This window comes from Corynebacterium lujinxingii (assembly GCF_014490555.1).
Taxonomy (GTDB): domain Bacteria; phylum Actinomycetota; class Actinomycetes; order Mycobacteriales; family Mycobacteriaceae; genus Corynebacterium; species Corynebacterium lujinxingii.
Window position 1 is genome coordinate 1,908,366 of record NZ_CP061032.1, and the last position, 12,536, is coordinate 1,920,901.

Below are 12,536 nucleotides of genomic sequence, written 5' to 3' on the forward strand. Positions count from 1 at the left end.
CTCCGCCGTTGCGGACTAGTGGGTATCTACCAACGATTCCACCATTGTGGACAACTTGGTCAGCACCAACGATCGCACGGTCCCCACGATTGTGCGGATAGTATCTCCGCATTGCGGACAAGTGGGTGAGCACCAAGCATTCCGCCGTTGCGGACAACTTGGCCAGCACCAACTTTTGCGCGGTTGCGGACAATTTGGTGCACACCAACGATCTTAACTACCGCCGTGGCGGCACTCCGCCGTTGCGGACAATCGGGTGCACACCAACGAAGACGGGGAATGTTCGGCTCGCTGCGAAACCGCCCACTGGCTCATCGCCTGACCGACCGCATCCTCAACTGCTTTATACCACCACCGCATTGCGGACAAGTGGGTGTGGCGTGCGGGTGCGGGCATAGCAAAAGCACCCGTCGATGAAACCCTTGGTGGGGGTTTCGTCGACGGGTGCCTGTTTTGGTGTTTGAAGTTGTTGGGTCGGCGGTAACCTACTCTCCCACTCCCTCCCGGGGGCAGTACCATCGGCGCGGGCGGGCTTAGCTTCCGGGTTCGGAATGGGACCGGGCGTTTCCCCGCCGCTATCAACCACCGACACATCCTTGGGGTTTTTGTGTGTCGGGTCGTCCAGCGTGTGGTGACCAGTATTCAAATTATGTGTTGTCCGTGACATGGTGGTGTGTTGTGTCAGGACTGCATAGTGGACGCGAACAGTTCGTTTTTGTTTTGTTGTGTTGTTTGCACCTTTTGTGTGCGCAAACAGGTGGTTGGTTTGTTCGGTGTATTAGTACCGGTCGCCTCCACACATTGCTGTGCTTCCAGGTCCGGCCTATCAACCCAGTCGTCTCCTGGGAACCTCAAATGAAACCTCATCTTAAAACAGGCTTCCCGCTTAGATGCTTTCAGCGGTTATCCCTCCCGTACGTAGCCAACCAGCAATGCTCCTGGCGGAACAACTGGCACACCAGAGGTACGTCCGTCCCGGTCCTCTCGTACTAGGGACAGCCTTCTTCAAGTTTCAACGCGCGCGGCGGATAGAGACCGAACTGTCTCACGACGTTCTGAACCCAGCTCGCGTGCCGCTTTAATGGGCGAACAGCCCAACCCTTGGGACCTACTCCAGCCCCAGGATGCGACGAGCCGACATCGAGGTGCCAAACCATCCCGTCGATATGGACTCTTGGGGAAGATCAGCCTGTTATCCCCGGGGTACCTTTTATCCGTTGAGCGACACCACATCCACAAGTAGGTGCCGGATCACTAGTCCCGACTTTCGTCCCTGCTCGACTTGTAGGTCTCGCAGTCAAGCTCCCTTGTGCACTTACACTCTAAACACCTGATTGCCAACCAGGCTGAGGGAACCTTTGGGCGCCTCCGTTACATTTTGGGAGGCAACCGCCCCAGTTAAACTACCCACCAGGCACTGTCCCCAACCCAGATCATGGGCCAAGGTTAGATATCCACTACGGTCAGAGTGGTATTTCAACAACGACTCCACCACCACTAGCGTGACGGCTTCAACATCTCCCACCTATCCTACACAAACCGCACCGAATGCCAATACCAAGCTATAGTGAAGGTCCCGGGGTCTTTTCGTCCTGCCGCGCGAAACGAGCATCTTTACTCGTACTGCAATTTCACCGGGTCTGTGGTTGAGACAGCAGGGGAGTCGTTACGCCATTCGTGCAGGTCGGAACTTACCCGACAAGGAATTTCGCTACCTTAGGATGGTTATAGTTACCACCGCCGTTTACTGGGGCTTAAATTCTCCGCTTCGACCCACAAAAAGGGTCTAACAGGTCCTCTTAACCTTCCAGCACCGGGCAGGCGTCAGTCCGTATACATCAACTTAACCGTCTTCGCACGGACCTGTGTTTTTGATAAACAGTCGCTCCCCTCTATTCTCTGCGACCTGAACCAGCAACCACAGTCGTATGACCAGGCACCAGTCCAGGTCCCCCTTCTCCCGAAGTTACGGGGGTAATTTGCCGAGTTCCTTAACCACAGTTCACCCGACCGCCTGAGTATTCTCTACTTGACTACCTGTGTCGGTTTCGGGTACGGGCCGTACACACACATCGCTAGAGGCTTTTCTCGGCAGTACAGGATCACCAACATCACCCAACACTGGGCTACGCATCACGCCTCACACACATGACAGCCGCATTTCACATGCTGTCGTGCCACACGCTTGCACCACAATCCAATAAGTGGCTTGGCTACCTCACTGCGTCACCCCATCACTGATCTACCACGGATCAGGCCCCACGCATCACCACCAACCAACCAACCACAAGGGTCGGCAACAGCAGGTGGATCAGGGTGGTTAGTATCACCGCTTCAATACTGGGCGCGCGTGTACGGGTACGGGAATATCAACCCGTTAACCATCGACTACGCCTGTCGGCCTCGCCTTAGGACCCGACTCACCCTGGGAAGACGAACTTGACCCAGGAACCCTTAGTCATTCGGCGGATACGATTCTCACGTATCATTCGTTACTCATGCCTGCATTCTCACTCGCATGCAGTCCACCGCTCCTTACAGTACGGCTTCACCCCACACACGACGCTCCCCTACCCAAACAAAATGTTTGCCGCGGCTTCGGCGGTGTGCTTGAGCCCCACTGAATTGTCGGCGCAGAACCACTCGACCAGTGAGCTATTACGCACTCTTTCAAGGATGGCTGCTTCTAAGCCAACCTCCTGGCTGTCTTCGCGATCCCACATCCTTTTCCACTTAGCACACCCTTAGGGGCCTTAACCGGCGATCTGGGCTGTTTCCCTCTCGACTATGAAGCTTATCCCCCACAGTCTCACTGCAATGCTTGACTTCACCGGCATTCGGAGTTTGGCTGACGTCACTAAGATGATAGTCCCGCTCGGCCATCCAGTAGCTCTACCTCCGGTAAGCACACATCACGCTGCACCTAAATGCATTTCGGGGAGAACCAGCTATCACGGAGTTTGATTGGCCTTTCACCCCTACCCACAGCTCATCCCCTCAGTTTTCAACCTAAGTGGGTTCGCGCCTCCACAACCTCTTACAGCTGCTTCACACTGGCCATGGGTAGATCACCCCGCTTCGGGTCCAGGACATGCCACTAAAACCACCCTATTCGGATTCGCTTTCGCTACGACTACCCCTAAACACGGGTTAACCTCGCGACATGCCGCTGACTCGCAGGCTCATTCTTCAAAAGGCACGCCATCACACACAAACAGGTGCTCTGACGGATTGTAAGCGCATGGTTTCAGGAACTCTTTCACTCCCCTCCCGGGGTACTTTTCACCATTCCCTCACGGTACTATTCACTATCGGTCACACTGAGTATTCAGGCTTACCGGGTGGTCCCGGCAGATTCACAGCAGATTCCACGAGCCCGCTGCTACTCGGGGCAATGATCAGCACATGCCTGTAAACGCCTTCGCGTACGGGGCTTATCACCCGCTCCGGCGCGCCATCCCAGACGCTTCCGCTAACGCACAAACACACACCTGCGGTCAGGTAGCCCGCAACAACCACACCCCACAACACCGCACACGCAACCCCTACCCAGGTATCACACGCACACGGTTTAGCCATCATCCGCTATCGCTCGCCACTACACACGGAATCACAATTGTTTTCTTCTCCTGCGGGTACTGAGATGTTTCACTTCCCCACGTCAACCCCCACACAGGCTATGCATTCACCTGCAGGTAACACCACACAACTGATGTTGGGTTTCCCCATTCGGACATCCTCGGATCAACGCTTAGTTGGCAACTCCCCGAGGCTTAACGCAGCCTCACACGTCCTTCATCGGCCCAGCATGCCAAGGCATCCACCATACGCCCGTAACACAAAACAACACTACTGCTGCTTCACACACACGAACGACTACAAACTGTAGACACTCAACAAACAACACAAATTACAGAAAAACAAGATGCTCGCGTCCACTATACAGTTCTCACACAACACACACCCCACACCAACAACCACCAACACGCGGCCATAAGTCAGCGGGATGCCACAACAACAGGAACACACAATGTTGCCCCAGACACCCAACAGCATGCCAACACACACAAACGATTTTTTCGTTGCCGCGACACCTCAGTGTCACACCACACGAGCACACACACCCACACCAGGCCACACGCAGACACCCTGATGGCATCCACCAACACGACCCGGGGTGCATGTCCACCCGGAATTTGAAAAACAACAATGCGGCAGTCGCACACTCGGCGACATCAACCACACAACACCCGCAACTGCGGGCACAAAACATAAACTCCTTAGAAAGGAGGTGATCCAGCCGCACCTTCCGGTACGGCTACCTTGTTACGACTTCGTCCCAATCGCCGATCCCACCTTCGACAGCTCCCATTACAGGCCACTGGCTTCGGGTGTTACCAACTTTCATGACGTGACGGGCGGTGTGTACAAGGCCCGGGAACGTATTCACCGCAGCGTTGCTGATCTGCGATTACTAGCGACTCCGACTTCATGGGGTCGAGTTGCAGACCCCAATCCGAACTAAGGCCGGCTTTCAGCGATTAGCACACCCTCACAGGCTCGCAAGACGCGTTGTACCGACCATTGTAGCATGTGTGAAGCCCTGGACATAAGGGGCATGATGATTTGACGTCATCCCCACCTTCCTCCGAGTTAACCCCGGCAGTCTCTCATGAGTCCCCAACCGAATTGCTGGCAACATAAGACAAGGGTTGCGCTCGTTGCGGGACTTAACCCAACATCTCACGACACGAGCTGACGACAACCATGCACCACCTGTACACCAACCACAAAGGGAAAGACCATCTCTGGCCCGATCTGGTGTATGTCAAGCCCAGGTAAGGTTCTTCGCGTTGCATCGAATTAATCCACATGCTCCGCCGCTTGTGCGGGCCCCCGTCAATTCCTTTGAGTTTTAGCCTTGCGGCCGTACTCCCCAGGCGGGGCGCTTAATGCGTTAGCTACGGCACGAACCCCGTGGAAGGGACTCACACCTAGCGCCCACCGTTTACGGCATGGACTACCAGGGTATCTAATCCTGTTCGCTCCCCATGCTTTCGCTCCTCAGCGTCAGTTACTGCCCAGAGACCTGCCTTCGCCATCGGTGTTCCTCCTGATATCTGCGCATTCCACCGCTACACCAGGAATTCCAGTCTCCCCTACAGCACTCAAGTTATGCCCGTATCGCCTGCAGTCCCGCAGTTAAGCTGCGGGCTTACACAAACGACGCGACAAACCACCTACGAGCTCTTTACGCCCAGTAATTCCGGACAACGCTCGCACCCTACGTATTACCGCGGCTGCTGGCACGTAGTTAGCCGGTGCTTCTTCTCCAGGTACCGTCACTTGCGCTTCGTCCCTAGCGAAAGGAGTTTACAACCCGAAGGCCGTCATCCCCCACGCGGCGTCGCTGCATCAGGCTTGCGCCCATTGTGCAATATTCCCCACTGCTGCCTCCCGTAGGAGTCTGGGCCGTATCTCAGTCCCAATGTGGCCGTACACCCTCTCAGGCCGGCTACCCGTCGACGCCTTGGTAGGCCATTACCCCACCAACAAGCTGATAGGCCGCGAGCTCATCCCACACCGAAAAAACTTTCCACCACAACATCCAAGAAGTGGTCCTATCCGGTATTAGACCCAGTTTCCCAGGCTTATCCCGAAGTGCAGGGCAGATCACCCACGTGTTACTCACCCGTTCGCCACTCGAGTACCCAAGCAAGCTTGGGCCTTTCCGTTCGACTTGCATGTGTTAAGCACGCCGCCAGCGTTCATCCTGAGCCAGGATCAAACTCTCCACAAAAAGTTTCAACAAAAACAAACGTGAAACAGGCCGTGAAAAGCCCAAAACCCAACCAAAACAAACCAACCAACACCACACGACAAAACGCCACACAGTGCTGGACTGGCAAAAATCCAAACATTACCGGAAGCCAAAAACAACTCCCAACCAGCCCTGCAACCCGACGGGGCAAAACAACAGGACCGGCAAAAAACATCATGCACTCACAAAACGTGAAGCACACCACGCAACAAGCAGTCAGGCAATCATTGGTTCACCCAACCACCACCGGCACACACCAAAACAGCATGCACACCCACGCGGCACACAACACCAAGCACACAACAACAAAAAATCAAATGCATTGGCACACTATCGAGTTCTCAAACAACACCAGCACACCCAAACCAACCCACACACGCAGGCAAGTCCAAAGTGACTAAAGTATTTTCGTCCGCGATTGTTTTCCTGCCCGCCACACAAACCAGAGAACCAATCTGCTCTCCAGCGGGGCGTTGTCGGTCTCGCTGACTGGAACTAAGTTACACACACCCAAACACAAACACAAACCCGCAGCGTAGAGTGTGTAAATGGTTACTCATTAACACGCTTTACATCGGCGCCTAAGCGGTTCAGGTTCTCCACGAACTCCGGGTAGCCGCGATCGATGTGGTGCACCTCGTGAACAGTGGTGACGCCGTCGGCTACAAGCCCGGCGAGCACAAGACCGGCACCGGCGCGGATGTCGGAGGACCACACGTCGGTGGACGACAAGGTGCCCACTCCCCTGATCATCACGTGGTGGCCATCAACATTGGCTTCGGCTCCGAGGCGCAGCATCTCGTCGACAAAGCGGAAACGCGCTTCGAAGACGTTCTCGGTGATCACGGAAACGCCGTCAGCAACGGCGGACAGCGCGATCGCCATCGGCTGCAGGTCCGTAGGGAATCCCGGGAACGGCAGAGTCTGGTAGTCGACGGCCTTCGGGCGTTGACGCATCTGCACACGGAAGCCGTTGTCGTAGGTCTCAATCTCCGCGCCGGAGAGCTTTAATTTCGCCAGCGCCAGGTGGAGATGTCCCGGGGCGGCACCGGTGACGGTGATGTCGCCCTGAGTCATCGCGGCAGCGTATGCCCAGGTGCCTGCGACGATGCGGTCTCCGATGACGGTGTGTTCCGTCGGGTGCAGCTGCTCCACGCCGTCGACGGTGATGCAGGACGTGCCGGCACCGGTGATCTGGGCGCCCATCGCGTTAAGCATGTTGCACAGGTCCACGATTTCGGGTTCCCGGGCTGCGTTATCCAGGGTGGTGCGGCCGTCGGCAAGCACTGCTGCGGTGATGATGTTCTCCGTGGCGCCGACGGAGGGGAAGTCGAGCTTGATGTCGGCGCCGCGCAGTTTGTCAGCGCGGGCGACGACGGCGCCGTGTTCAATGTGCGTGGTGGCGCCGAGTTTTTCCAGGCCGGACTGGTGCATGTCCAGCGGGCGCGATCCGATGGCGTCGCCACCCGGCAGCGCGACGTACGCCTCGGTGCAGCGCGCGACCAGCGGGCCGAGCACCGCGACGGACGCGCGGAATTGGCGCACAGCTTCAAAGTCGGCATGCGGGGAGACTTCGGCGGGCGTGCTGATCCGCACGACGTCGCCGTCGATGTCCACGTCGCAGCCAAGGCCGACGAGGACGTCGCGCATCAGGGGGACGTCGAGAATCTCCGGACAGTTGCGCAGCGTTGTCGTGCCTTCGGCCAACAGCGCAGCTGCCATAAGTTTGAGCACGCTGTTCTTCGCGCCGCCGACGCGCACGAGCCCCTCGAGACGTGAACCACCGTTGACCAAAAACCGTTCTTTCACGCCCACAACAGTACCGAAGCGAAAGCTACGGCAGAGCGCCGATGCGACGTGCCGCGTTGACGGCCTCGTAACGCGTGTGTGCACCCAGTTTGCGCATCACGCTGCGCAGGTAGGACTTTACCGTTTCCGCACCAATGCCCATCTCGGCGGCGGCTTCCACATTCGTGTGGCCGAGCGCGACACAGGACAGCACGTCGAGCTCGCGGGCGGAAAGCTTCGTCGTCTGCTTCACGTGCACGGGAGAGACCATCTGCTCGCAGAGCTGCTCGAGTTCCTTGCGTAGCTCCTCGTCTTCCACACGGTTGGTCAGCATCCGCAGCTTCGAATGCGTGGAGCGCACTTGCTCCCACTCCGCGCCGCTCATCTGGCGGCCGGACTTCGCGCCGGAGCGCTCGCCTTCGCCGTCGTTGGAGCGCAGCGCGATGTTCACGGCCAAGTCCTGCTCCAGGCAGCGGGCTGTCATGGTGACCTCCTCGATCACCTTGTCGCCAAGGCGCACCGGGGAGTGCACGCCGACGTAGAGCACGCCTTTGATTTCGCGGTTGACAATCACCGGCACCGCGACGATGGAGTGCAGGCCCTCGTCCTGGATTTGCTTGTCGTACTCGTGGGAGATGGTGTTCGCGCGGGTGTAGTCGGACACACCGGCCGCGCGGCGGGTGCTCACCACTCGCCCACCGACACCCGCGCCGGTGTCGAGGGTGAGGTTTTGCAGCGCCGGCGTGCGCAGGCCGATCCACTGGGTAATCTGCACGCGGTTGTCGGAGATGAGGGTGCCGTACATCGCGACGGGAATTCCGGTCGTCGTTTTCAGCGCGGTCAGTGCCGCGCGGATCGCGTCGTCGTCATCCTTGATCCGTTGCGCGTCCATCGTCATGGTTGTCGCCTTCCACAGGCCCGGTTGCACCCGTTTGGGCTCACCCGGGGTTGAACTTGGCTCTAAATCCCCATCATCATAACGCGCGAACGGGGGTAGCAAAATTTAGCCCCGCCCGTATCGAGGGCTCTGCAACCAAAGCTCAAACGGGCAAGACCCACACCGGACCCCTCCCCCGTACCCATCGGTTCAGCGTGACCATACCGTGCGGTCTAGTGAGGCGTGTACACTGTCTGGCAGTCACCCAAACAAACAACGTATTGGAGGAAATCATGGCGAAGATCGCAAAGAACGTTCTCGACCTCATCGGCGGCACCCCGCTCGTTGAGCTGCAGGGGATCACCGAGGGCTCCAAGGCCCGCGTGCTGGCGAAGCTTGAGTTCTACAACCCGGCAAACTCGGTGAAGGACCGCATCGGTAAGGCCATCATCGAGGCCGCTGAAGCATCCGGCGACCTGAAGCCGGGCGGCACCATCGTCGAGGCAACCTCCGGCAACACCGGTATTGCACTGGCACTCGCAGGTGCGGCGAAGGGATACAAAGTCATCCTGACCATGCCGGAGACCATGTCCAACGAGCGTCGCGTCCTGCTGCGCGCGTACGGCGCGGAGATCGTGCTCACCCCGGGCGCAGCCGGCATGAAGGGCGCGGTTGAGAAGGCCAACGAACTCGTCGAGCAGAACGACGGCGCCATCCTGGCCCGCCAGTTCGAGAACGAGGCGAACCCGAAGATCCACTACGCCACCACCGGCCCGGAGATCTGGGAGGACACCGACGGCGAGGTGGACGTGCTCGTCGCAGGTGTGGGCACCGGCGGCACCATCTCGGGCGCCGGCAAGTACCTTAAGGAGCAGAAGGCCGACGTCAAGACCGTCGCTGTCGAGCCGGCTGCGTCCCCGCTGCTGTCCAAGGGCGAGGCTGGCCCGCACAAGATCCAGGGCCTGGGCGCGAACTTCATCCCGGGCACGCTGGACCGATCGGTTGTGGACGAGATCATTGCCGTCTCCAATGAGGACGCCATCTCCACCTCCCGCGAGCTCGCGGTCAAGGACGCTGTCCTCGGCGGCATTTCCGCTGGCGCGAACGTGAAGGCTGCGCTTGAGGTCGCTAACCGTCCGGAGAACGAGGGCAAGACCATCGTTGTCATCATCCCGGACTTCGGTGAGCGCTACGTCTCCACCGTCCTGTACGAGGACATCCGCGACTAAGCGTTTGCTTGACGAGGACTCCCCCGCGCACCGGCCACATCCGGCGCGCGGGGGAATCTTTATCTGTGCACTAAACGAACCGCTTGGTACACTTCCGCCATGCTTTCCCTGGCCAAATCGGTAATCTCTACGATCCGCGAGGACCTGCACAACGCCCGCGAGCACGACCCCGCCGCCCGCGGCGACGTGGAAAACGCTCTGGTCTATTCGGGCCTGCACGCCGTATGGGTGCACCGCATTTGCCACTCGATGTGGCAGCAGGGTTGGAAGGGACCGGCGCGCATTCTGGCGCAACTCAACCGATTCTTCACCGGGGTGGAGATCCACCCGGGTGCGACCATCGGGCGGAAGTTCTTTATCGACCACGGCATGGGCATCGTGATCGGCGAGACGGCCGAGATCGGCGAAAACGTCATGCTCTACCACGGAGTGACGCTGGGCGGCCAGGTGCTCACGCAGACGAAGCGCCACCCGACGCTGCAGGACAACGTGGTTATCGGCGCGGGCGCGAAGGTGCTCGGCCCGGTCACCATCGGCGAGGGCTCCGCGATCGGTGCGAACGCCGTGGTGACCAAGGATGTGCCGGCGAACTCGATTGCGGTGGGGATTCCGGCGAAGAGCCGCCCGCGCAATCCGGACGAGTGCGTGAAACTCGTCGACCCGGACGCGTACGTCGATCCGGGCAGCTACATCATCTAAACCAGGTCGCTGTACTCCGGGTTCTGCTCGATGAAGCGCTCGACCGCGGGGCAGGACGGGATGACGCGCATGTCGTCGGCGCGGGCGTCGTCAAGCGCCGCCTCGATCAGCGGCTTGGACAGGCCTTGGCCCCGGAACTTGGGATCCACCACGGTGTGCGGCAGTTCGCGTGCGCCGTCGCGGTCGATGTAGGTGGCGTAACCGGCGACCTCCTCACCAACGAGGATTTCGTACTGGCCTTCCGCCTCGTTCTTGCGCACTTGATTATCGGGTGTTGCAGACATGCGCCCGACTATACAGTGAAAAACCCCTTCCACATTGCTGTGAAAGGGGTTTTGGGTGTGGCCAGAGCCAGGATCGAACTGGCGACCCCACACTTTTCAGGCGTGTGCTCTACCAACTGAGCTATCTGGCCGGAACCGAATGGTTCGGCGACCCTGACGGGACTTGAACCCGCGACCTCCGCCGTGACAGGGCGGCGCGCTAACCAACTGCGCCACAGGGCCAATATTTGATTGTTTTCGTGCTCTCGCCAGCGCGTTCACACTGTCGCTTGCACGAGTTGTTACATTACACAGCGCCGTCGCACACTTACAAATCAGCAGCGTAGGACAGGTATCGACAACCTCTCGCACCGGCAGTGTAGTCGTCGCAAAGCAAAACGCCCCGAGGAAAACCTCGGGGCGTGATGGCGACCCTGACGGGACTTGAACCCGCGACCTCCGCCGTGACAGGGCGGCGCGCTAACCAACTGCGCCACAGGGCCGTACCCCCAACGGGATTCGAACCCGTGTTGCCGCCGTGAAAGGGCGGAGTCCTAGGCCTCTAGACGATGGGGGCGCTGAAAGACAGCCTGTTGATCATAAGACAGCGCCCGCGCGCAGACCAAATGCGCTGCTAGCCGGGCTTAACGGGCGACCGGGGTGAAGCCTGCGCGCTTATCGCTGGAGCGGATCACCTGCGAGCCGAACGGGAAGCACGTCACCGGAATGAGCTTGAGGTTCGCCCACGCCAGCGGCAGGCCGATGATGGTCACCGCCTGCACGATGGCGGTCACAATGTGGCCGGCTGCGAGCCACATACCGGCAACCACGAACCAGATGACGTTGCCCAGCATGCCGATCGCACCCGTATCCCCCTGCACGACCTCGCGGCCGAACGGCCAGATGACGTAGCCCGCGATGCGGAACGACGCCAACCCGAACGGGATAGTGACAATGAGCACGCAGGCGATGACGCCGGCGAGCACGTAGCCGAGAAACAGCCAAATGCCCGCCGTCAGCAACCAGATAATGTTGAGGATGAAACGCAGTAAACCCATGCCGGAAGTATAGGCTTTTGCCTGTTTAGCCGGGCAGAATCAGCAGGCTCACCGCCATGACGGCCATGCCGGCGACAAGCCCGTACACGGCGGTATGGTGGCGACCGGTCTGAATCGCGGTGGGCAGCAGCTTGTCCAGGCTGACAAACACCATCACGCCCGCGATCGCGGCGTAGGCGACACCGAGTGTTTCCGGACCCAAAAACGGGCGCAGCAGAAGGTAGCCGATGATGGCGCCGAGCGGCTCCGCAAGCCCCGACAGAGTGGCCCAGCCGGCCGCCTTCCACTTCGAGCCGAACGCCTCTCGCAGCGGCACCGCCACGGCGACGCCTTCGGGGATGTTGTGGATGGCGATGGCGATCGCGATCGGCACGCCTAAGGCCGGGTCCTCCAGCGCGGAGATGAACGACGCGAAGCCCTCCGGGAAGTTGTGCACGGCAATGGCCAGGCCGGTGACAACGCCAACGTTGCGCATCGCCCCGCCGCCAGAGGGGTCCTCGTGCGGGTTGATGTCGTCCGGCACAAACCGGTCGATCACGCCGATGACCGCGATGCCCGCAAAGAACGCGACCGTGCCCCACAACTGCCCGCGGCCGGTGCTCTCAAGGGAAGCCACGCCCTCCGGCAGCAGCTCCACCAGCGAGATGTAGACCATCACGCCGGCGGAAAAGCCCAACGAGGCGGCGAGGAATCTGTCGCTCGGGTCGCGCTTGAGCGCCACAAGCAGGCCGCCGAGGCCCGTCGATAAGCCAGCGAACAGCGACATCCCGAGCGCAACCGCTACATTCATGCGGGCAACTC

Annotated in this window: 8 protein-coding genes, 4 tRNA genes and 3 rRNA genes; 3 read left to right on the forward strand and 12 right to left on the reverse strand. The window is 59.5% G+C overall.

What is annotated here, in order from left to right; all coding sequences use genetic code 11:
• Positions 1 to 472 precede the first annotated feature (472 nt).
• The 3 genes from rrf to IAU68_RS09485 form a co-directional block, all read right to left on the reverse strand.
• Positions 473 to 590 (reverse strand): 5S ribosomal RNA (gene rrf, locus IAU68_RS09475).
• A 169-nt stretch (positions 591 to 759) separates the two neighbouring features.
• A 23S ribosomal RNA gene (locus IAU68_RS09480) occupies positions 760 to 3,847 on the reverse strand.
• A gap of 437 nt (positions 3,848 to 4,284) precedes the next feature.
• A 16S ribosomal RNA gene (locus tag IAU68_RS09485) occupies positions 4,285 to 5,800 on the reverse strand.
• The 16S, 23S and 5S rRNA genes sit together here, the layout of an rRNA operon.
• Before the next feature lie 20 nt (positions 5,801 to 5,820).
• Here IAU68_RS09485 and IAU68_RS09490 point away from each other — a divergent pair.
• Positions 5,821 to 6,222, forward strand: a complete 402-nt coding sequence (locus IAU68_RS09490; RefSeq protein ID WP_186337528.1) for a hypothetical protein — start codon at positions 5,821 to 5,823, stop codon at positions 6,220 to 6,222.
• A 151-nt stretch (positions 6,223 to 6,373) separates the two neighbouring features.
• On the opposite strand, the gene murA is transcribed toward IAU68_RS09490, so the two are convergent.
• A complete protein-coding gene (gene murA / locus IAU68_RS09495) occupies positions 6,374 to 7,630 on the reverse strand; it encodes a UDP-N-acetylglucosamine 1-carboxyvinyltransferase (RefSeq protein WP_171194706.1) in 1,257 nt (418 codons plus the stop codon).
• A 25-nt stretch (positions 7,631 to 7,655) separates the two neighbouring features.
• Complete coding sequence (gene ramA, locus IAU68_RS09500; protein ID WP_171194713.1) at positions 7,656 to 8,501, reverse strand: acetate metabolism transcriptional regulator RamA; 846 nt, start codon at positions 8,499 to 8,501, stop codon at positions 7,656 to 7,658.
• 278 nt (positions 8,502 to 8,779) lie between these two features.
• On the opposite strand from ramA, the gene cysK reads away from it, so the two are divergent.
• Together cysK and epsC are read left to right on the forward strand one after the other, a co-directional pair.
• Positions 8,780 to 9,715 carry a cysteine synthase A gene (cysK, locus tag IAU68_RS09505; protein ID WP_171194707.1) on the forward strand — a complete coding sequence of 312 codons (936 nt, stop codon included), beginning with the start codon at positions 8,780 to 8,782 and terminating at the stop codon, positions 9,713 to 9,715.
• Positions 9,716 to 9,814: 99 nt separating this feature from the next.
• Positions 9,815 to 10,414, forward strand: coding sequence for a serine O-acetyltransferase EpsC (gene epsC / locus IAU68_RS09510; protein WP_171194708.1), 600 nt, complete (start codon positions 9,815 to 9,817; stop codon positions 10,412 to 10,414).
• On the opposite strand, the gene IAU68_RS09515 is transcribed toward epsC, so the two are convergent.
• From IAU68_RS09515 to zupT, 7 genes are all read right to left on the reverse strand, one after another.
• Positions 10,411 to 10,698 (reverse strand): GNAT family N-acetyltransferase, encoded by a 288-nt coding sequence (locus tag IAU68_RS09515; RefSeq protein ID WP_171194709.1) that lies wholly within the window; start codon positions 10,696 to 10,698, stop codon positions 10,411 to 10,413. The two genes, epsC and IAU68_RS09515, sit on opposite strands and share 4 nt — an antisense overlap.
• A gap of 58 nt (positions 10,699 to 10,756) precedes the next feature.
• Positions 10,757 to 10,829: transfer RNA gene (locus IAU68_RS09520), tRNA-Phe, on the reverse strand.
• A gap of 17 nt (positions 10,830 to 10,846) precedes the next feature.
• Positions 10,847 to 10,920 (reverse strand) — tRNA-Asp (locus tag IAU68_RS09525).
• A gap of 183 nt (positions 10,921 to 11,103) precedes the next feature.
• Positions 11,104 to 11,180 (reverse strand) — tRNA-Asp (locus IAU68_RS09530).
• Position 11,181: 1 nt separating this feature from the next.
• Positions 11,182 to 11,254 (reverse strand) — tRNA-Glu (locus IAU68_RS09535).
• A 67-nt stretch (positions 11,255 to 11,321) separates the two neighbouring features.
• On the reverse strand, positions 11,322 to 11,726 hold the full coding sequence (locus tag IAU68_RS09540) for a YccF domain-containing protein (protein WP_202880330.1): 405 nt from the start codon (positions 11,724 to 11,726) through the stop codon (positions 11,322 to 11,324).
• Positions 11,727 to 11,760: 34 nt separating this feature from the next.
• Positions 11,761 to 12,525: a zinc transporter ZupT gene (gene zupT, locus IAU68_RS09545; protein WP_171194711.1), complete on the reverse strand. Its 765-nt coding sequence runs from the start codon at positions 12,523 to 12,525 to the stop codon at positions 11,761 to 11,763.
• Between the last annotated feature and the right edge of the window lie 11 nt (positions 12,526 to 12,536).

Excerpts from the sequence above, each read along its gene's own strand:
- epsC (WP_171194708.1), top strand. The coding sequence starts at position 9,815 with ATGCTTTCCCTGGCCAAATCGGTAATCTCTACGATCCGCGAGGACCTG.
- IAU68_RS09515 (WP_171194709.1), bottom strand. The coding sequence starts at position 10,698 with ATGTCTGCAACACCCGATAATCAAGTGCGCAAGAACGAGGCGGAAGGC.
- ramA (WP_171194713.1), bottom strand. The coding sequence starts at position 8,501 with ATGGACGCGCAACGGATCAAGGATGACGACGACGCGATCCGCGCGGCA.
- cysK (WP_171194707.1), top strand. The coding sequence starts at position 8,780 with ATGGCGAAGATCGCAAAGAACGTTCTCGACCTCATCGGCGGCACCCCG.
- zupT (WP_171194711.1), bottom strand. The coding sequence starts at position 12,525 with ATGAATGTAGCGGTTGCGCTCGGGATGTCGCTGTTCGCTGGCTTATCG.